Annotated in this window: 23 protein-coding genes and 1 tRNA gene; 1 reads left to right on the top strand and 23 read right to left on the bottom strand. The window is 29.2% G+C overall.

Going from position 1 to position 20,021, the window contains the following annotated elements:
* Positions 1-26: 26 nt before the first annotated feature.
* Positions 27-111: transfer RNA gene (locus tag ACTNAO_RS05155), tRNA-Tyr, on the bottom strand.
* Positions 112-449: 338 nt separating this feature from the next.
* On the opposite strand from ACTNAO_RS05155, the gene yyaC reads away from it, so the two are divergent.
* Positions 450-986: a spore protease YyaC gene (gene yyaC / locus ACTNAO_RS05160; RefSeq protein WP_441028254.1), complete on the top strand. Its 537-nt coding sequence runs from the start codon at positions 450-452 to the stop codon at positions 984-986.
* 46 nt (positions 987-1,032) lie between these two features.
* Here the strand turns inward: yyaC and mreB are convergent, their stop codons facing one another.
* The 22 genes from mreB to ACTNAO_RS05270 all read right to left on the bottom strand — a co-directional run bounded on the left by mreB (position 1,033) and on the right by ACTNAO_RS05270 (position 19,979).
* Positions 1,033-2,070, bottom strand: a complete 1,038-nt coding sequence (mreB, locus tag ACTNAO_RS05165; RefSeq protein ID WP_441028256.1) for a rod shape-determining protein MreB — start codon at positions 2,068-2,070, stop codon at positions 1,033-1,035.
* A 69-nt stretch (positions 2,071-2,139) separates the two neighbouring features.
* Positions 2,140-2,391 carry a sporulation transcriptional regulator SpoIIID gene (spoIIID, locus tag ACTNAO_RS05170; RefSeq protein ID WP_441028258.1) on the bottom strand — a complete coding sequence of 84 codons (252 nt, stop codon included), beginning with the start codon at positions 2,389-2,391 and terminating at the stop codon, positions 2,140-2,142.
* Between the two features lie 113 nt (positions 2,392-2,504).
* On the bottom strand, positions 2,505-3,236 hold the full coding sequence (locus tag ACTNAO_RS05175; RefSeq protein WP_441028260.1) for a peptidoglycan DD-metalloendopeptidase family protein: 732 nt from the start codon (positions 3,234-3,236) through the stop codon (positions 2,505-2,507).
* A 142-nt stretch (positions 3,237-3,378) separates the two neighbouring features.
* Positions 3,379-4,440: a stage II sporulation protein D gene (gene spoIID / locus ACTNAO_RS05180; RefSeq protein ID WP_441028262.1), complete on the bottom strand. Its 1,062-nt coding sequence runs from the start codon at positions 4,438-4,440 to the stop codon at positions 3,379-3,381.
* A gap of 79 nt (positions 4,441-4,519) precedes the next feature.
* Positions 4,520-5,779, bottom strand: coding sequence for a UDP-N-acetylglucosamine 1-carboxyvinyltransferase (gene murA, locus ACTNAO_RS05185; protein ID WP_441028264.1), 1,260 nt, complete (start codon positions 5,777-5,779; stop codon positions 4,520-4,522).
* Between the two features lie 50 nt (positions 5,780-5,829).
* On the bottom strand, positions 5,830-6,282 hold the full coding sequence (locus tag ACTNAO_RS05190; protein WP_441046073.1) for a hypothetical protein: 453 nt from the start codon (positions 6,280-6,282) through the stop codon (positions 5,830-5,832).
* Between the two features lie 194 nt (positions 6,283-6,476).
* Positions 6,477-6,887, bottom strand: coding sequence for an ATP synthase delta/epsilon chain alpha-helix domain-containing protein (locus tag ACTNAO_RS05195; protein WP_441028268.1), 411 nt, complete (start codon positions 6,885-6,887; stop codon positions 6,477-6,479).
* A gap of 15 nt (positions 6,888-6,902) precedes the next feature.
* Positions 6,903-8,294, bottom strand: a complete 1,392-nt coding sequence (gene atpD / locus ACTNAO_RS05200; RefSeq protein ID WP_441028270.1) for a F0F1 ATP synthase subunit beta — start codon at positions 8,292-8,294, stop codon at positions 6,903-6,905.
* Positions 8,295-8,310: 16 nt separating this feature from the next.
* Entirely contained in the window at positions 8,311-9,162 is an 852-nt protein-coding gene (gene atpG / locus ACTNAO_RS05205; RefSeq protein ID WP_441028272.1) for an ATP synthase F1 subunit gamma, read from the bottom strand.
* 77 nt (positions 9,163-9,239) lie between these two features.
* Positions 9,240-10,751: a F0F1 ATP synthase subunit alpha gene (gene atpA, locus ACTNAO_RS05210; RefSeq protein ID WP_441028274.1), complete on the bottom strand. Its 1,512-nt coding sequence runs from the start codon at positions 10,749-10,751 to the stop codon at positions 9,240-9,242.
* Positions 10,752-10,761: 10 nt separating this feature from the next.
* Positions 10,762-11,301 carry a F0F1 ATP synthase subunit delta gene (locus ACTNAO_RS05215; RefSeq protein ID WP_441028276.1) on the bottom strand — a complete coding sequence of 180 codons (540 nt, stop codon included), beginning with the start codon at positions 11,299-11,301 and terminating at the stop codon, positions 10,762-10,764.
* Between the two features lie 2 nt (positions 11,302-11,303).
* Positions 11,304-11,783 carry a F0F1 ATP synthase subunit B gene (locus ACTNAO_RS05220; RefSeq protein WP_441028278.1) on the bottom strand — a complete coding sequence of 160 codons (480 nt, stop codon included), beginning with the start codon at positions 11,781-11,783 and terminating at the stop codon, positions 11,304-11,306.
* Between the two features lie 30 nt (positions 11,784-11,813).
* Positions 11,814-12,032 (bottom strand): ATP synthase F0 subunit C, encoded by a 219-nt coding sequence (atpE, locus tag ACTNAO_RS05225; protein WP_441028280.1) that lies wholly within the window; start codon positions 12,030-12,032, stop codon positions 11,814-11,816.
* A gap of 24 nt (positions 12,033-12,056) precedes the next feature.
* Positions 12,057-12,740: a F0F1 ATP synthase subunit A gene (locus tag ACTNAO_RS05230; RefSeq protein ID WP_441028282.1), complete on the bottom strand. Its 684-nt coding sequence runs from the start codon at positions 12,738-12,740 to the stop codon at positions 12,057-12,059.
* A 2-nt stretch (positions 12,741-12,742) separates the two neighbouring features.
* Positions 12,743-13,099: an ATP synthase subunit I gene (locus ACTNAO_RS05235; RefSeq protein WP_441028284.1), complete on the bottom strand. Its 357-nt coding sequence runs from the start codon at positions 13,097-13,099 to the stop codon at positions 12,743-12,745.
* A 392-nt stretch (positions 13,100-13,491) separates the two neighbouring features.
* The gene (locus ACTNAO_RS05240) at positions 13,492-14,691 is read right to left on the bottom strand and encodes a CapA family protein (protein WP_441028286.1); all 1,200 of its coding nucleotides are present in this window, start codon (positions 14,689-14,691) and stop codon (positions 13,492-13,494) included.
* Positions 14,692-14,805: 114 nt separating this feature from the next.
* Positions 14,806-15,990, bottom strand: coding sequence for an acetyl-CoA C-acetyltransferase (locus tag ACTNAO_RS05245; RefSeq protein ID WP_441028288.1), 1,185 nt, complete (start codon positions 15,988-15,990; stop codon positions 14,806-14,808).
* A 126-nt stretch (positions 15,991-16,116) separates the two neighbouring features.
* The gene (wecB, locus tag ACTNAO_RS05250; protein WP_441028290.1) at positions 16,117-17,265 is read right to left on the bottom strand and encodes a non-hydrolyzing UDP-N-acetylglucosamine 2-epimerase; all 1,149 of its coding nucleotides are present in this window, start codon (positions 17,263-17,265) and stop codon (positions 16,117-16,119) included.
* A 65-nt stretch (positions 17,266-17,330) separates the two neighbouring features.
* Positions 17,331-17,819 carry a deoxycytidylate deaminase gene (locus ACTNAO_RS05255; RefSeq protein WP_441028292.1) on the bottom strand — a complete coding sequence of 163 codons (489 nt, stop codon included), beginning with the start codon at positions 17,817-17,819 and terminating at the stop codon, positions 17,331-17,333.
* A gap of 33 nt (positions 17,820-17,852) precedes the next feature.
* On the bottom strand, positions 17,853-18,302 hold the full coding sequence (gene rpiB, locus ACTNAO_RS05260) for a ribose 5-phosphate isomerase B (RefSeq protein WP_441028294.1): 450 nt from the start codon (positions 18,300-18,302) through the stop codon (positions 17,853-17,855).
* Between the two features lie 32 nt (positions 18,303-18,334).
* Complete coding sequence (locus ACTNAO_RS05265) at positions 18,335-19,375, bottom strand: L-threonylcarbamoyladenylate synthase (protein ID WP_441028296.1); 1,041 nt, start codon at positions 19,373-19,375, stop codon at positions 18,335-18,337.
* Positions 19,376-19,391: 16 nt separating this feature from the next.
* A complete protein-coding gene (locus tag ACTNAO_RS05270) occupies positions 19,392-19,979 on the bottom strand; it encodes a hypothetical protein (protein ID WP_441028298.1) in 588 nt (195 codons plus the stop codon).
* Positions 19,980-20,021: the final 42 nt, after the last annotated feature.

The raw sequence follows: 20,021 nt of genomic DNA on the forward strand, positions 1-20,021 counted from the left end.
CAGCTGAGCTATGCGCCCAATAAAAATGGTGGATGAGGATGGATTCGAACCATCGAAACGAAACGTAACAGATTTACAGTCTGCCCCCTTTGGCCACTCGGGAACTCATCCTTATTTTATTTTAAGCACTAATCAAACAACTAATGCCGCTAACCAACAATAGTTAGTATATAGTTAAACTTATTTTATTTCAACTCCAACTCACAGCTATTACAAGTAGTTATATTTATTTTCCTCTAATTTTCTTTATTTTTCTTCGTTTTAATATTCAATATATTTTTTAGTTTTATAAAACACAAATTTATTAAAATAAAATATCTCTTCTACTTTTAAAACAGCATACACATATAATAATAAATTTGCATATAATATATAAAATATTAAAATTTACCCTTGTATTATATAAATTTCCACTTTGTAACATATAATTTTAAGGGAGGTGTATAATAATGATTAAACAAAAAGTAAAATACAATTCACCTATGGCATATTATCAAATTGCAAAAAGCATAAAAAAATTCATAACAAAAAATACTGTTATCATATGTATTGGTACAGACAAATGTATAGGTGATTGTCTTGGTCCTTTAGTTGGTACACTTCTCAAGGAAAGTTTTTTACCTCTACCAGTTTACGGAACTATTTCTTCGCCTATACATGCATTAAATTTAGACAATAATCTTAGGGATATAACTTTAAAGCATCCAGATTCATGTATCATTGGAATTGATGCATGTCTTGGCAATGTAAAATCTGTTGGTGAAATACATACTCGCGATTACCCCATACATCCTGGTAAAGGCGTTGGAAAAAAATTAACAGATGTAGGTACTGCTTCAATTATAGGCATTGTTGATTCTAGTGATTATTCAAATATATTTTCTGCTAGGTCTATAAGGTTATCATTTATATCAGATATGGCAAAAGTTATTTCTCATGGCATATTAGAAGCTTACTCAAATTATCAAAACAATTTTATAGAATAAAAAAGTGTTTAGTAAATGAATTTTTTTCATTTGCTAAACACTTTTATTATTCTTCTATTAATACTACTTCACTATCATAAATTTGAGCACCAAATTTGTCTATATATTGAAGTACTTTTCCTGTACCCTCTACTACACATTCTACTGAATGGTCAGCTATAATTGTTCTTATTCCAGTTTCATACTCAATAAGTTTATCTAAACCATGTAATAAAGATCCTCCACCTGTCATAAGTATACCCTCTTCGATTATATCTGCTGAAATTTCTGGTGGGGTTTGTTCTAGTACTAATTTAACATTTTGCGTAATTTGATCAACAGAATCACTAAGTGCTTCTCTAATTTCTTCTGTTACTATTTCTACCTCATCAGGTAATCCAGTTATAAGATTTCTACCCTTCATTGATAATTTTTCATTTCTGTCACCTTTAAAAGCAGATCCTATTTCTATCTTTAAATCTTCTGCTGTCTTTTCTCCTATCATTAATTTGTATTTGTCTCTTACATACTTAATTATTGCCTCATCAAATCTATCTCCGCCAATTTTTATAGATTTTCTTACAACTATTCCTCCAAGAGATATTACGGCTATATCACAAGTACCACCACCAATATCTACTACCATTATTCCATTAGGCTTTGTTATATCAAGCCCTGCACCTATGGCAGCTGCTAATGGTTCTTCTATTAAATATGCACTTTTTGCCCCTGCATTTCTTGCTGCATCAAGTACTGCTCTCTTTTCAACTTCTGTTGCTTGAGAAGGAATACAAACCATTACTTTAGGCGCTACAATATTTCTTTTTCCTGATGCCTTCTGAATAACTTCTCTAAGCATTCTTTCTGTTATATCATAATCTGAAATAACGCCATTTCTAAGTGGTCTTACAGCTACAATATTACCTGGTGTTCTCCCTATCATTTTCCTAGCTTCTTCACCAATTGCTAATATTTTGTTATTATTTTTGTTAATTGCAACAACTGATGGTTCTTTTAAAACAACACCTTTACCTTTTTCATATACAAGTATTGTTGCTGTACCTAAATCTATTCCTAATTCTGTACCAGTTTTCCAAAACCACACATTTATTCACTCCCATATATAATTCATTCTATTTTTTCGTTTACTTTTATTATATATGGATTAATAAAATCATTCAATAGCTTTGTACTTTAATTTTGTAGCTTTACCACCTCTTATATGCCTTTCTGCTTTATTAAGTTCTAGTACACTATGAGTCTGTTTTGCAATTACAGGATTAATCTTTGGTAACCTTTCTGTCATATCCTTATGAATTGTACTTTTACTAACTCCAAATACCTTTGCAGTTTTTCTTATTGTAGCTTTTGAATCTATTATATACTTAGCTACTTCAAGTACTCTTTCTTCAATGTAGTCTTTCAACTTTATTGCTACCTCCTTAATTAGCTATAATTATTCTTATGCCTCAGCAGAAATGTTAATTACCACTAGGTTAAACATTTACACTTTAATTTTCACAATTTTTTGCACAATATTTACTTGAAATTAAAATAACTTGATGGATCTACTTGTTCATTATTAGCATCTAGTACTTGAAGATTTAAATGTTCACCAAATTTTTCTTTTGAATAAAGTTTTGCAGTATCACCAACAGTTCCAATTACAGTTCCCTTTTTAACTGTTTCAGATGCCTTAACATTTACATTTTCATTTAAATTAGTATATTTAGTTTTTATTCCATTTGCATGTGCAATTACTATTGTCATTCCATCTTCAACACCAGTATTTTCTATTTTTTCTATAATGCCATCTTCTGCAGCCTTTATATTGGTGCCTATTTTTGCTTCAATGTCTACACCACGAATTGTTCTTTGATTAGTTTCATCCATCATTACAGGTTTAGGATATGTATATCCTCTTATTAACTTTCCATCCACTGGATTTTCAAATTGAAGCTGTACTTGTGCACTTGTAGTTTTAGATTCATTATTATCCTTGTTATCCTTATCTGTAGAATTGCTATTATCCTTTGCTATTTCTGCATTTTGCATTCCACTTGCTTTGTTATTTTCATTAATATTCGATGATACTTCATCATTTTTATTATTATCTTCTATAGTAGTATCTCTACCTGTACTATTATTTTTAGATTGTTTATAGGAAATAGCTGCTCCTGTAGCAACTAAACAAACGCATAAAAATAGTACTACATAAAATCCTTCCTTTCTAAAAAAATCTTTTACTTTTTGTTTATAATTTGTTTGCATATAAACACCTCCTTTCTCTATTCTTGCCTTATAAAAATAATTAATACACCTTTAGAATATTTTTCTTTAGACAAATTTAGACAAATACATAAATTCTATAAAAAAAAAGCATGCTCGTTAAAATTAATAACAAGCTATGCTCTTAATAATATTTTATTTTTTTTATCTCAATTCCCGTATAGTAGTGTTTTAATATTTCCTTATAATCTGCACCTTTGTCTGCCATTACTCTAGCTCCCCACTGACTCATACCTACACCATGTCCATAACCAGTGCAATCAATTACTACTTTTGATTTACTTATACTTACATTGAAGTTTGCAGAATTTAAATTAAACAACTTTCTAAAATCAGTCCCCTTAATTTCCACATCTCCAAGTTTTATTTTTTTTACAGAACCGCCATCTGTATTAGATATTATCCTTACTTCATTTGCCAAATCATTAGCTTTTAAATTAGCCTCCCTAAATGTGTTGTTTACCTTACTTGTAAAATCTTCTAATGATAATTCTATATTAGACTTATACTTAGGTGCAATATCCTCACCTAGACTTTCAATTGATTTAAGATATGGTATATCTTCCGAAAAAACATCTGCAAAACTTTCAGTTTTTCCAGAGCTAACAGCAAAAAATTGAGGATGCATTATGATTTTTCCATTGTATGTTAATACTTCATCTTTTGTAGAATTTACTGCATTAACAGCTCTATCCCAATATTCTTCACCTTTATCTTTAGGCCATGAATTTAATCTATCTTCTTTATTCATATATACTTGGCAATGGGTTGAAGAACAAATTTCACCACCATGAGCCTTAGTACAATTTTCTAATCTTTTTGAATAATAGTATGTTCTTGCAGCTACAGCCTGTGCTTTTAATGCTTCTTCATTAAAGTTTATTGGCATTTCAGAAGCTACAACTCCTATAACATAATCTTCAACATTTACATCTATTATTTTTTCATTATCTTCCATATATATTTTTGCTTTATTATTTCCTTCTATACTTACAGTATTATTACTAAAATTAATATTATCATTTAAACAAACTTCTTCAAAATTTACACTTTGTACAATTTTAGTATCACTAATTAAATATGTTATTATAACTAAAAAACACATTATGCTAATAGTACTAATAAAAACATTACTATTTTTTACTACTTTAAAGTGTTTTATAAAAAGTTTAAAATAATATTTCAAGTTAATCTCCCATATAATAATTTATACTAATATATGGTCTTTATTATTATTTTATTACTATTTGTTAATTGTCTATACCTTAAATTCTATATATACAAGCCCCAAGTTTTCTTAACTTATCTTCAATTTTATAATATCCTCTATCTATATGATTAATCTCCTCAATTTCTGTTTGACCATTTGCTTTAAGAGCTGCAAGTATCATTGCTGCACCTGCTCTTAAATCAGTAGCTCTAACCTTAGATCCTATTAAACTTTCAGTTCCTTTAATATATGCTGTATTGTTTAATACATTAATATTTGCACCCATTTTTTTAAGTTCATTAACATGTAAAAATCTATTTTCAAATACTGTTTCAGTAATTTTACTATTTCCTATTATAGTAGAAAGTAATGCCATCATTTGTGGTTGAACATCTGTTGGAAATGCTGGATATGGTCCTGTTAGTATATTTACTGGTGACATGTTCTTTTCGCCATTTACATGTATACAATTATTATCTTCTGTAATAACAGCTCCACATGATTTTAAAATATCACAAACAAAACTTATATTTTTATACTTTATTCCATTAAGTGTTATTTTACCATTAGTAATAAGTGCTGCAATTAAAAATGTACATGCTTCTATTCTATCTGGAATTGGTGTATATATACCTCCTTTAAGCTCTCTTACACCAGTAACCTTAATGATTTTACTACCAGCGCCACTAATTTTTGCTCCCATACTATTTAAAAAATCTGCAAGGTCAATAATTTCAGGTTCCCTAGCTGCATTTTCAATAATTGTATTACCAAAAGCAAGAGAAGCTGCCATTAAAATATTTTCAGTTGCTCCTACTGATGGATAATCTAATTTTATACAATTTCCAACTAATTTATTAGCTTTTGCTTCAATATAATCTTTACCTTCAATAATTGTGGCTCCCAATTTTTCTAATCCTTTTAAGTGTAAATCTACAGGCCTTTTTCCTATTTTACAACCTCCTGGCATAGATATTTTACACTTTCCCTTCATTGCCACCATTGGTCCTATTAATAAAAATGATGCTCTCATTTCATTAACTAGATTATTGTCTAAATCATTTGAATTTATATCACTAGTATCAACTTTTATATAAGGTTTTTCAGTTAATATATTGCTTTTTAAATTTGCTCCTATACTACTTAATAATTTACACATAACATTGACATCTTTTAAAAATGGCGGATTTCTAATAATAACCTCATCAGAACATAATATTGTTGCTGCCATTATTGGTAATACAGCATTTTTGGCAGTGCTTATTTCTACATTTCCTAAAAGCTTTCCTCCACCCTTTACCATAAACTTTTCCATATTGTCCTCCAAATTAATTGCTAAGTAATAATAATAAGTTACACTGATTATTAATAAGCTATATTAATAATTGGAGTTCCAAGAATTAAATAGCTTCCTGTATCATAATTTACAATTGCAAATGAAATTTTTCTATTTTGTATATATCCTATTCCAAATATTCCTCCACTATATTTTGTTAATTTTACAGAATTAAGTCTTTTACAAACATATTGCAACACAAATTTATTATTTCCTAGTATTTCATACTTTGCGGTATTAGATACCATATAATTATCATTATAATAAAAAAAATCATTTAATAATCTCTTGTCTATTCTTCTAATTTCCTTTGCATTAATATTATTTTTGTATTTAATTTCAACTGTATTATTAACAATTCGAGCAATTCCCTTTAATTCATCTGTATTTACCATTTTAGCAACATTATAATCATTTGAAAAAGCTGTAGAGTTCATCATAAGTAGCACAATCATTAGAATTATTGATATTCTCATTTTCACAAGATCACCTCATCTAATAATTATTGTCAAATCTTATGTTTCTATTCACTTTATTATATATATATAATTTTTGTCAAAATTTGTGAAAATTATATAAAAATACATGATATTTTGTATAAAAAAAATACATAAAAGCGTAACTATAATTAAATTAATAATTTGTAATTTGTAATACGCTCTTATGTATTTTAATGTTATTTATTAGAAGTATTCTTCAAATTAATTCTTAAGTTTGCCCTTTCTAGGCATCCTATAACAATTTCCTTATTTTCAAAAGTTCCTTCCTTTAATTTCTTTTCAGCTCTCTCTTTAGCATTTTTTGCTCTTTCTAAATCAATATCTTCTGGAAATTCTGCTGCATCTAAACAAAATACAACCTCTTCCCTTTGGACATTAACAACTCCCTTAGATGTAAATAATTTTTTTTCTACACCATTTGAATCCACAAATCTTGTAATACAAGAAACTGTACTTACAATCATAGGCTCATGTCCATATAAAAATTCAATATTACCTGTTTGTGATTTAGTAATTACTTTTTCTACTTCCTCAGATACTAATGTATTTTCTGGAGTCAATATTTTTAATATGAAGGTTTTAGCCATAATACTTAAACCTCCTTACGCTAATTTTTTAGCCTTTTCTACTACATCATCAATTGTACCAGCAAAAAGGAATGCAGATTCTGGAAGATCATCATACTTACCTTCTAGTATTTCCTTAAAGCCTCTTATTGTTTCAGCAATTGGTACATATTTACCCTTCATTCCTGTAAATTGTTCACCTACAGTAAATGGTTGAGAAAGGAATCTTTGAATTTTTCTTGCTCTATTAACAACTGCTTTATCTTCATCTGATAATTCATCTACACCAAGAATTGCTATAATATCTTGAAGTTCTTTATATCTTTCAAGAATATTTTTTACCTTTGTAGCTACTTCATAATGTTCTTTTCCAACTACTCTTGGATCTAATATTCTTGAAGTAGATTCTAAAGGATCTACTGCTGGGTAAATTCCAAGTTCAACAATACTTCTTGATAAAACTGTTGTAGCATCTAAGTGTGTAAATGTTGTAGCTGGTGCAGGGTCAGTTAAGTCATCAGCAGGTACATATACTGCTTGAACTGATGTTATAGATCCATTTGTTGTGGAAGTAATTCTTTCTTGTAAAGCACCCATTTCTGTTGCTAATGTTGGTTGATATCCAACTGCTGATGGTATTCTTCCAAGAAGTGCAGATACTTCTGAACCAGCTTGTGTAAATCTAAATATATTGTCTATAAATAAAAGCACATCTTGACCTTGATCTCTAAAGTATTCAGCCATTGTAAGTCCTGTTAATGCAACTCTCATTCTAGCTCCTGGTGGTTCATTCATTTGACCAAATACCAAGGCTGTTTTGTTTAATACACCAGAATCTTTCATTTCATGGAATAAATCATTACCTTCTCTTGATCTCTCTCCAACTCCTGTAAATACAGAAAGTCCTCCATGTTGCTTAGCTATATTATTAATAAGCTCTTGAATAAGAACTGTTTTTCCAACTCCTGCTCCACCAAATAATCCTATTTTTCCACCTTTTTGATATGGTGCTAATAAATCAATAACCTTAATTCCTGTTTCAAACATTTGTGGTTCTACTGATTGATCCTTAAAACTAGGTGCTGGTCTATGAATTGGATACTTCTCATCTGTTACTACTTCGCCTTCATTATCAATGGCATTTCCTAAAACATTAAATAATCTTCCAAGTACTTTTTCGCCAACTGGTACTGCTATAGGTCTTCCAGTATCTTCAGCATCCATACCTCTACGTAATCCTTCTGTCGCTTCCATAGCTATAGTTCTTACTATGTCGTCACCCATATGTTGTTCTACTTCTGCAACAAGGATATCATCACCTAAATTTATATGTATTGCATTATATAAATTTGGAAGTGAGTCTGAATCAAATTTTATATCAACTACTGGTCCAATAACTTGAACTACTTTTCCAATTTTTCCAGGCATCTTCTAATACCTCCTTCTATTTTTGTGCTGATGCTCCACCAACAATTTCAGATATTTCATTAGTTATCATAGCTTGACGTATTCTATTATACTTAACATTTAAGCTATTTATAATATCATTAGCATTGCTAGTTGCACCATCCATTGCATTCATTCTAGAGCTTTCTTCACTACATCTTGAAGATAACATATAATATCTAATTTTACCTTTCAAATAGGCATCTAATGATGCTTTTAATACTGTTTCATAATCTGGTTCAATAGATATTTCATTTGAACTATCTAAATCGCACTCAACAGGAAGCAACCTTTCTACTGTTACATCCTGTTTTACTGGTGAAGTAAATTTTGTATATACAATATTAACCTCAGAAACTTCACCATCTTCAAACATACGTAAAGCTTCATTATATATTACTTTTACTTCTTTAACTGTTGGTATTTCTGGTATATCAACATATTCTGCTATAGAATTAAATCCAGCTCTCTTAACATATGATATACCCTTTGCACCAACAATCATAACTTTTACATCACTTTTATCTTCTTTTGTTATATTTTCAAGATATGCTACTGTGTTAGCATTATACCCTGCACATAAACCAGAATCAGATGCAATAATTATATATAATTTTTGTTCACTCTTATTTTCTTTAAAGTAAGGAATATCTAAATCTTCACTTGGAACACTAGCTAAAAGTTCCATATTTTTTTTAGAAATTTCCATATATTCATTACTATCGCTTAATGCTCTTCTGCATTTTCTAAGCTTAGAAGTTGCAACAAGACCCATGGCGTTTGTTATTTTTTTAGTACTTTGAACTGATTTCAGTCTTCTCTTTATTTCAATAAGCCCTCCTGAACCCACACTGCCACCTCCTCATTAAAAAATACAGAATGCAGAAGATTTATTTACTGCATTCTGCATTAATTTTATATTGCTAATTAGTTCTGTAAAAATTCTTTTTTAAATTCAACTAATGATTCATCTAGTACTTTCTTTATTTCATCTGTTAATGGTGAACCTTCTTTTATTTTCTTTAATACATCTCTTTGATGAGTATCCATATATTCAATATATTCAGCTTCAAATTTCTTAATATCTGAAACTGGTATATCTGATAAGAAATCATTAACAGTTGCATAGAAAATAATTATTTGATTTTCTACAGCCATTGGAACATATTGATCTTGCTTTAATACTTCCATTAATCTCTTACCTTTTTCAAGTCTTCTCTTTGAATCATTATCTAAATCAGAACCAAATTGTGAAAAAGCGGCAAGTTCTCTGTATTGTGCAAGTTCAAGTCTTAATGTACCAGATACTTGTTTCATAGCTTTTATTTGTGCATTACCACCAACTCTTGATACAGATATTCCAGCATTAACAGCAGGTCTTTGTCCTGAGAAGAAAAGATCTGATTCCAAGAATATTTGACCATCTGTTATAGATATAACATTTGTTGGTATATATGCTGTAATATCACCTGCTAATGTTTCTATTATTGGAAGTGCAGTTAAGGAACCTCCTCCAAGTTCATCTGAAAGCTTTGCAGCTCTTTCTAATAATCTTGAATGTATATAGAAAACATCTCCAGGATATGCTTCTCTTCCTGGTGGTCTTCTAAGAAGTAGTGACATTGTTCTATAAGCTACTGCATGCTTAGATAAATCGTCATATATTATAAGTACATCTTTACCTTCATGCATAAAATATTCACCAATACTGCATCCTGAATAAGGAGCTAAGTATTGAAGTGGAGCTGATTCAGAAGCTGTTGAACTAACAACAATAGAATAATCCATTGCTCCCATTTCTGTTAATGTATTAACAATATGTGCAACTGTTGATTGCTTTTGTCCTATTGCAACATATATGCATATTACATCTTTATCTTTTTGATTTAAAATTGTATCAATAGCTAAAGCAGTTTTTCCTGTTTGTCTATCGCCAATTATAAGTTCCCTTTGACCTTTTCCAATTGGAATCATTGAATCAATAGCTTTAATACCTGTTTGAAGTGCTTCATTAACTGAACTTCTTTCTATTATTGATGGTGCATGAACTTCAATAGGCCTTGTCTTATCAGTAATTACAGGGCCCTTACCATCTATTGGTTTTCCTAAAGAGTCTACTACTCTTCCAATTAAAGCTTCACCTACAGGCACTTGAACAATTTTATTAGTTCTCTTTACAATATCTCCTTCTTTTATTCCTTCTTCAGAACCAAGAAGAACACAACCAACATTATCTTGTTCAAGATTTAAGGCCATTCCATATACATCATTAGGGAATTCTAATAGCTCACCTTCCATACAATCATCTAGCCCATATACTCTAGCTATTCCATCTCCAATTTGTATTATTGTACCAGAATCAACTGTTTTTATATTTTTTTCATACTTTTCAATTTCTTTTTTTATAATTGAAGTAATTTCTTCTGGCTTTATATTCATAGACTCACCTCTATTCTCTCTTAAGCATTATTTTTTTTAGTTCTTCTAACTTAGATTTAACTGTTCCGTCAATAACATCATTACCAACACGAACAAATACACCGCCTAAGATACTTTTATCGACTTCATTATTCATTATAATATTTTTATCATATTGCGCTTCTAATTTTTCCTTTAAGGATTTCTTTTCACTATCAAGCATTGGAACTGCAGTTTTTACCTCTGCTATTAAAATATTATTTCTTTCTAAATGAATTTTTTCCATTTGCTTTAATTTTTCTTTAATACATCTAATTCTATCTTTTTCAATAAGTATCAAAAGAAATGATAATAAATCATCATCAATTTTATCTTTAAATATATTTACAAATGCTTGTTTTTTTCTTACTGTACTAATTTGAGGATGCTTTATTACTTGTTTAAAATCCTCATTTTCATCAATAAGCTTACAAACCATTCTTAACTCATCTAGATATTCTTCTACTTTTCCTTTTTCCTCCGCTACTTGATACAAGGCAAGAGCATACCTTCTGTCTAAATATTCATACATATTTAACTACCTACCTTAGTAATGAAGTCATTAATTAAATCTCTTTGCTTTTCTTCTTGTACTTTTTCTGAAATAGCCTTTGCTGATAAATCTATAGCTAAATCTACAACTTCTTTCTTTAATTCATATTTAGCTTTTTCCTTTTGTCTTTGAATTTCAAGAGAAGCTCTTTCCATAATAGCTTTTGATTCTTTATTAGCATCTTTTACTATCTCATCATACATTTTATTAGCCTTTTCTTTTTTAGCTTCTATTATTTTATTTCCTTCTTCTTTAGATGATCTTAAAATTCTTTCATTTTCAACAAGATATAATCTTGCTTTTTCTGAATCTTCATCTGCCTGTGAAATTTTACTTTCTATGTAATCTTGTCTTTCCTTTATAACATTTCCAACTTTATCCCAAAAGAAATGTTTTAATATTAAAAGCAGAATCACAAAGTTTATCATTGTAGCTAATACTACTGATGGATCTATATTCATTACACTCTGCCTCCTTTTATTAATATATAATTACTTGACAAAGATTAATAATATTGCAACTATAAGTCCATATATTGCAGTTGCTTCTGAAAGACCAGCTCCAAGTATTAATGCTGTTTGTATTTTACTAGCTGCTTCAGGTTGTCTTGCTATTGCTTCAGTTGCTTTTCCTGTAGCAATTCCTATTCCTACTCCTGCTCCAATTCCTGCAAGTGCAGCTATTCCTGCTGCTAAAACTGATAAATCCATATTGTTTCCTCCTCAAAATACATTTTAATGTTCGTCTGCTACTAACTTAATATAGTTAATAGTAAGCATTGTGAATACTAACATTTGAATTGTTCCATCAAACAAATCAAAATAACCATGGACTATAATTGGTGCTCCAATTTGTGCAAACCAATTTAATGAGCCTAAGGCTTCATAAATTTTGTCAATTAACACTGTTGCTGCAAGCATATTACCAAATAGTCGCAAAGCTAATGATACTGGAAGAGTAAATCTTTCCAATACATTTAGTGGAAGCATTAATGCAAAAGGTTTAACTAAGCCCCTAGCATAACCACCTGGTCCATTTCTTTTAATTGCTGTTCCATTTATAACAAGAAAAGATATTAATGCAAGTCCTGCTGTAACATTTAAGTTTTGAGTGACAGGTGATATTCCTATTAATCCTGTAAAATTCAAAACTAATAAGTAAACAACAAGTGTTCCAACATATGGTATGTAACTAATGAAAGTTTCGCCCATATTGTTTTCTACCAAACCAGAAACATAATTATATATCATTTCTAATACAACCTGTCTCTTCCCTGGAATTCTGCTCAAATTTCTTGTTAAAAGGAAAGCCAATATTCCAAGTATCGCTATCACAACCCATTGAATTATTACCTCTTGAGTAATATTAACGGGAAAGGATCCAATACTAAAGGAAAAAATAGGTACAGATTCACTCAAACCTAAGCACTTCCTTTCTGTGTTATTGTACAGTAAATTAATACTATATAGTGTAATGTGATTCCTAGTACATAAGCTATTACTAATTTAAAATTATTTGCAAAAGGAATTATCATTACTGCTACTATTATTATCCTCAATATATTACTTATTATTACTCTTATTTTATTTCCACTTAAGGCTTTCTTAGTAAAATAAATTAATAGTAAATAATTAATTAAGGATATAAAACTTCCTAAAGTAAAAACTACTGCTACATCAAAAGAAAAGATTATTCCAATGATTAAAGACAAAAATAATGTAATAGCAATGTCATATTTAACAGTTATAAGTTCTAACTTATTCATCTCTTTACTCATCCAATATTCTCCTTGCTTTCGATATTGCTATTATATATCTATGCTTTACTTTAAGAAATTCTTAAATTTTATTGAAATTTATCAAAAATAACATTTTAAAGAAATTCAGGAAGGCTTTTCGGCTTTTTTCTTATTCTATCTCGTTATTAAACCATTTTAAATATAAAATGACATTTTATTCATTTAAAATTCAATTTTCAGAATATTTAGTAAAATGAATTGCTCTTGTTAATAATTTGATAACATTTTCACTTACAATTTTTTTTTAAAATTTAAACTTAAAATTCCTTTTTTATTTTAAATATTAACAAAAAAAAGCTAAAAAGTATCTTTTACCTCTTTTCAATGAATTTACACTTTCAAATAAATTCATATTTTTTTTAAAAAAATGACTATTCCTCATTTTTTAATGTAAAATACTCCTGAGATCCCATGTTCTTTAAGTTTATAGCCCCTTCATTCATGGTTTTAATTACCATATTAGCTCTTTCTTGAGACAATATAGTAGGAGTATAATCATTAAAATTATCTTGTGATGATATGCTACATGGAATAATTTTATAACTTGTATCTTGTACTTTATCATCTTTTACATTAAATTTAATCTGAAGAATAAATGTATTTTTATCAGTAGGATTACTATTACCACCAAAACAAAAATTTCCGAATGAATAAACTATTAATTTATCTTTGTAATTTTCAAGTGATTGAATTACATGAGAATGAGATCCCAAAACCACATCAGCACCGCTGTCTATTGTAAAACGGCCTATTTGTTCTTGAACTTCACAAGGTCTATATTGCCCTTCCATTCCCCAATGAAAATATGGAATAATAATTTGAACATTATTATTTTTTAATTCTGTAATATCTGAAGTAATTTTACTCTTTAATTCACTTGTATTTTCCCATGCTGTATAGCCTAAAAAGGCAATTTTAATTCCTTTTATTTCTTTTACTATCTTATATCCTTCTCCACAAAAATCAATATTATTAGTTTTTAATGTATCTATAGTATCTTTAAATCCACTATTTCCATAATCATATATATGATTATTAGCTATAGTAACTCCTTCTATTGATGAAGTTGTCAAAACAGCAGCACATTCTTTAGTAGCTTTAAAATGATACTGAATTTTATCTCCCTTCTCTCTTTTTTTAGTTGAATCAGTAAATGTAGTTTCTAAATTGCATATAGTATAATCATCATTTTTAAATATGTCTGAAACATTTTTCAAAAATTGGCTATAGTCATAATTATACTTTTCTATCTGATTATTAAAACTTCCATAATATGAAAATGTATCATCTTGACCTAATGTACAATCTCCAGCAGCTGATACTACTATTTCTTTAGACTCAGATTCATTATTTCCCTCTTGTAATTCATTTTCTTGACTTTCTTCCTGATTTTCTAATATTTCATTATTACTATCCGTTTTCTTAATGTTTTTTATTAATGTATTAGATAATGATGCTATTACTACTATTATTAATAGTGTAAGTATGCTAAAAGTTATTATTCTTCTTTTTTCCATTTTTCTTTGAAATTTTTCTCGCCTATTTAACTTTTCTATACTTTCTTTTTCCATATATTTTCACTTCCTTAAATCAATATAGTTAAATAAAAAAATCTGCAAAGCTTGCCTTAAATAGACTAAACTCTGCAGACATATAATATATATTAATAAGAAATTAAGTAAAGATTATAGTTTTTCAACTACTAATGCTGTACCCATTCCTCCACCAATACATAAAGTTGCTAAACCTTTCTTAGCATCTTCTCTCTTTTGCATTTCGTGTAATAATGTAACTAAAATTCTTCCGCCTGAAGCTCCAACTGGATGTCCAAGTGCAATAGCGCCACCATTTACATTTACTTTGCTCATATCAAACTTAAGATCTCTAGCAACAGCTATACTTTGAGCTGCAAATGCTTCATTAGCTTCTATTAAATCTAAATCATCAACAGTCATATTAGCTCTTTCTAAAGCTTTCTTAGTTGCATGGAATGGTCCATATCCCATTATAGCTGGATCTAATCCCTTTGAACCATAAGAAACAATTTTAGCAAGTGGCTTAACACCAAGTTCTTTAGCTTTTTCAGCACTCATAACAACAAATGCTGCAGCTCCATCATTGATTCCTGAAGCATTACCAGCTGTTACTGTACCATCTTTAATGAAACATGGTTTTAATTTAGCTAATTTTTCTATAGTAGTTCCGAATCTTGGATCTTCATCAGTATCAAATACTATTGGATCACCCTTTCTTTGAGGAACCATTACTGGAACGATTTCGTCTTTAAATCTTCCTGACTTTATAGCTGCTTCTGCTTTTTGTTGAGATGCTAAAGCAAATTCATCTTGTTCTTCTCTTGTAATATTCCATTGTTTAGCAATGTTTTCAGCAGTAACACCCATATGATAATTGTTAAATGCATCCCATAATGCATCATTAATCATTGTATCAACAGTTGGAACAGCGTTCATTTTGTGTCCCCATCTCATATCCTTTAATGCATATGGAGCATTTGACATACTTTCCATACCACCAGCAACTACAACATCAGCATCTCCTGCTTTTATCATTTGAGCTGCTAATGCAACAGTTCTAAGACCTGATCCACAAACTTTGTTTATAGTCATAGCTGGAACTTCTTCTGGTAAACCAGCCTTAATTGTTGCTTGTCTAGCTGTATTTTGTCCAAGACCTGCTTGAATAACATTTCCCATAACGACTTCTTCAACAGCTTCTGGCTTTATACCTGCTCTATTAACAGCTTCTTTAATAACTGTTGCACCTAAGTCTACTGCAGATACACCTTTAAGTGTTCCACCAAAAGAACCAATTGCAGTTCTAACTGCACTTGCAATAACTACTTCTTTCATTATAAAAAAACCTCCTAAAAATTTAATTACATTATTATATTAAATTAAAATGTTAACTTATTAACATAATGTAATTATACCATTACTACATTTTTTTTCAATAGATTTTGTTTATTTTTTAACAAACTAGCACTTAAACTCTTTTACATCCTTATCACTTAAATCATAATACTTAAGTATAGCATCAACTATTCTTTCTGAAGCCTTACCATCTCCATAAGGATTAACAGCTTTACTCATTTTTTCATAAGCTTCATTATCATTAAGAAGCTTATTAGCTTCAGTTAATATCTTATTTACATCAGTACCTACTAATTTTACTGTTCCATACTTCACCGCCTCAGGTCTTTCTGTTACATCTCTTAATACTAATACTGGTTTTCCAAGATGTGGGGCTTCTTCTTGTATACCACCTGAATCAGTCATAACCATAAAGCACTTGTTCATTAAATTATGAGTTTCTTTTGTATCTAAAGGATTTAATAAATGTATTCTTTCTTTTCCACCTAGCATTTTGTATACAACGTCTTTTACTATTGGATTTAAATGAACTAAATATACAAGTTCTACATCTTTATTTTCTTCTACTATTTTATTTAAGGCTGTACATATTTTTTCGATTCCTTCACCCCAATTTTCTCTTCTATGGGCAGTAACCATTATTACTTTTTTATTTTTAAAATCTATATTATTAAGTTCATCATCTTCAAATGTATAATTATCTTCAACTGTATGAAGCATTGCATCTATTACTGTGTTTCCAGTTATGTATATATTATTTTCATCAATTCCTTCTCTAAGAAGATTATTTTTTGAACCTTCTGTTGGTGCAAAATGTAAATCAGCTATTGCTCCTGTAAGTTTTCTGTTCATTTCTTCCGGAAACGGAAAATATTTATCAAATGTTCTAAGACCAGCTTCAACATGACCTACTCTTATTTGTTTGTAAAAAGCGGCAAGACTTCCTGCAAATGTTGTAGTAGTATCACCATGAACTAGTACCATATCTGGCTTTTCCTTTTCAAATACTTCTTCTAATCCTTCTAAAACCTTATTTGTTATTCCTGTAAGAGACTGTCTTGTTTTCATAATATCTAAATCATAATCTGGCTTAATATCAAAAAGTTCAAGCACTTGATCAAGCATTTCTCTATGTTGTGCTGTAACACATACTAAGGATTCTATCTCATTTCTCTTTTGAAGTTCTTTAACTAATGGTGCCATTTTTATTGCCTCAGGTCTGGTACCAAATATAGTTATTACTTTCTTTTTCAAACTTATCTCCTCCTTGAGATTTTAAGATTTAATTAACTATTATATATACTATAACAAATTTAAAATCAATATCCAATATCAGAACTTAAAGAATCATCATTATGAATCCATTCTTCAACTTCTATTTCCCTATACTCATTTTTTGTATCTCTTACAATAACCTTATCTATACCAGCATTTATAATCATTCTCTTGCACATAGTACAAGAATTACCATTTTCTACATAGCTATTTGTTTTAACCTCTTTACCAACTAAATATAACGTAGAGCCAATCATATCTCTTCTAGAAGCACTTATTATGGCATTAGCTTCTGCATGAACAGATCTGCACAATTCATATTGCGTTCCTCTTGGAATATTAAGCTGTTCTCTTCTACAAAATCCAAGTTCATTGCAATTTTTTCTACCCCTTGGCGATCCAGTATATCCTGTTGATATTATTTCATCATTCTTTACTATAATAGCTCCATAATTTCTTCTAAGACATGTACCTCTTTCCAAAACTGTTTCAGCTATATCTAAATAATAATTAACTTTATCACGTCTATCCATAAACGTCTCCTTTTGCAATTAACATAATAATGATTACTTATTATATTTTTCTTCTATAGCTGCTATTTTAGCTATTCTTTTTATGTGTCTGTCACCTTCAAATTTTGCACTTAAAAATGTGTCAACTATATCAAGTGCAAGACCTGGTCCTACAACTCTTGCTCCCATAGTTAATATATTAGCATCATTATGTTGTCTTGTTGCATGAGCACTGAAAGTATCTGAACATAGAGCTGCTCTTATTCCTGGAACCTTGTTTGCTGCAATACCAATACCAATTCCTGTACCACATATTAATATTCCAAAATCAAATTCTTTTTTTGCAACTGCTTCTGCAACTGGTAATGCATAATCAGGATAATCACAAGAATCTGTACTATATGTACCAAAGTCCTTTATTTCAAACCCTTTTTCTTCTAAATGTTTTTTTATTTCTTCTTTTAATTCAAATCCACCATGATCTGCTCCTAAAGCAATTTTCATAGTAAGCACCTCCTAATAATTTAAAAAATAATCTATACAAATATAATATCATATCCTGCTGCTTTTTTTAATCTATTCATTATAGCTATACCTATTCCCTTTTCTTCAAAAGCTTCAGCATAAACTATATCAACTTTTTTATCATCAAATGACCTTAATGCTTCAAACAAATTATGTGCAACCTCATTTAAATTTTTTTTACTACCAATAACTATTTTTTCACAATTCTTAAACTTTAATTCATTTTCTTTAGTAATAAGAAGTCCTATTTTTTTATCTTTATTACTACTTATTAATTCATTTATTTTATTTATCACTTTTTCATTTTCACCAGAAATAATTGTAACCTTTGCATTAGGTGCATAATGTCTATATTTCATACCAGGAGCTTTTGGTTTTAAATCCTTTGTGGGCTTTTCCATTACACCCTTGTCAATTTCAATTCTATTATCCAATTTTTTTAACATTTCAAGTGTTATTCCACCTGGCCTTAATACAACTGGCGGATTTACTGTACAATCAATTATTGTAGATTCTACACCAACTCTACTATTAACTCCACCTAAAATGCAATCAACCTTACCATCTAAATCTTCAGTACATCTTTGTACATCTGTTGGACTTGGTCTGCCACTTATATTGGCTGAAGGTGCAGCAATAGGTGTTTTTGACTCTTTTATTAATTCTAATGCTACTTCATTATCTGGCATTCTAATACCAATACTATTTAAATTTGCACTTGTAACATTTGGAATAACATCTTTTTTATTAAGTATTATAGTTAGTGGCCCTGGCCAAAATTTATCCATCATTTTCTTTGCAATACTTGGAACTTCTAAAACTAGATTTTCAATATTTTTTGATGCCACATGTACTATTAATGGATTATCCTGAGGCCTGCCTTTAGCTATAAAAATTTTTTTTACTGCTTGTTCATTTAAAGCATCAGCACCTAAACCATAAACAGTTTCAGTAGGAAATACTACTGTACCACCATTTTTTATAATATTTGAAGCTTCCTTTATATATTCTTTATCTTTATTAATATCACTAATATTATATACCTTAGTCACTTATAATACCTTCTTTCTAAACTAAAGTCTGACCTCTTGCTATTTTTATATTTTGAATACAATCATCAGTATATACAGCTTTAACACAATTTTTATATATTGTGTCTAATAATAAATACTTTTTTAATCCGCCTCTTTTTATAACTTGATAATAAAAAATAGTATCTGGATATTTTTTTTGAATTTTTTGAAATTCTTTTACTACTGATGAATATCTTTTCATAAATACCTTGTGAACTGGTCTTAAATTTCTATTTTTAAAATGAACATTTGTAACTATAACTATTTCCATAACTTCTTCCATTTTTACGGTATGTACCATAACTACTTTATCACAAAACACAAGACTTTCTTTCCCTAATAAACCTGTTTTTATTCTAAGTCTATTTTTATTACATATATAGTTTAATCTAGTATAGTTTATTTTATTTATAACTGTTGCAAAAATAAGAAATTCAATTATCCCTAAATAAGTCATATAGAACACATTCATAATTCCTGTAAGATACACTGATAATGGTAATATAATTGCAATAAGAAACATTATCACAAAAAATCTTTTTGTATATTTTTTTTCAAGTTTTATAGCTTTAAAAATATCCAAATTATCCTCCATGATTTAAGGGACCTACTCACAATGCTGAGT

The sequence above is a fragment of the Clostridium sp. HCP1S3_C6 genome (genome assembly GCF_052066735.1).
In the GTDB taxonomy this organism is placed as follows: Bacteria; Bacillota; Clostridia; order Clostridiales; family Clostridiaceae; genus Clostridium.

Excerpts from the sequence above, each read along its gene's own strand:
- yyaC (WP_441028254.1), top strand. The coding sequence starts at position 450 with ATGATTAAACAAAAAGTAAAATACAATTCACCTATGGCATATTATCAA.
- ACTNAO_RS05175 (WP_441028260.1), bottom strand. The coding sequence starts at position 3,236 with ATGCAAACAAATTATAAACAAAAAGTAAAAGATTTTTTTAGAAAGGAA.
- murA (WP_441028264.1), bottom strand. The coding sequence starts at position 5,779 with ATGGAAAAGTTTATGGTAAAGGGTGGAGGAAAGCTTTTAGGAAATGTA.
- ACTNAO_RS05195 (WP_441028268.1), bottom strand. The coding sequence starts at position 6,887 with ATGGCTAAAACCTTCATATTAAAAATATTGACTCCAGAAAATACATTA.
- atpD (WP_441028270.1), bottom strand. The coding sequence starts at position 8,294 with ATGCCTGGAAAAATTGGAAAAGTAGTTCAAGTTATTGGACCAGTAGTT.
- atpA (WP_441028274.1), bottom strand. The coding sequence starts at position 10,751 with ATGAATATAAAGCCAGAAGAAATTACTTCAATTATAAAAAAAGAAATT.
- ACTNAO_RS05215 (WP_441028276.1), bottom strand. The coding sequence starts at position 11,301 with ATGTATGAATATTTAGACAGAAGGTATGCTCTTGCCTTGTATCAAGTA.
- ACTNAO_RS05220 (WP_441028278.1), bottom strand. The coding sequence starts at position 11,783 with ATGAATATAGATCCATCAGTAGTATTAGCTACAATGATAAACTTTGTG.
- atpE (WP_441028280.1), bottom strand. The coding sequence starts at position 12,032 with ATGGATTTATCAGTTTTAGCAGCAGGAATAGCTGCACTTGCAGGAATT.
- ACTNAO_RS05235 (WP_441028284.1), bottom strand. The coding sequence starts at position 13,099 with ATGAGTAAAGAGATGAATAAGTTAGAACTTATAACTGTTAAATATGAC.
- ACTNAO_RS05240 (WP_441028286.1), bottom strand. The coding sequence starts at position 14,691 with ATGGAAAAAGAAAGTATAGAAAAGTTAAATAGGCGAGAAAAATTTCAA.
- ACTNAO_RS05245 (WP_441028288.1), bottom strand. The coding sequence starts at position 15,990 with ATGAAAGAAGTAGTTATTGCAAGTGCAGTTAGAACTGCAATTGGTTCT.
- ACTNAO_RS05255 (WP_441028292.1), bottom strand. The coding sequence starts at position 17,819 with ATGGATAGACGTGATAAAGTTAATTATTATTTAGATATAGCTGAAACA.
- rpiB (WP_441028294.1), bottom strand. The coding sequence starts at position 18,302 with ATGAAAATTGCTTTAGGAGCAGATCATGGTGGATTTGAATTAAAAGAA.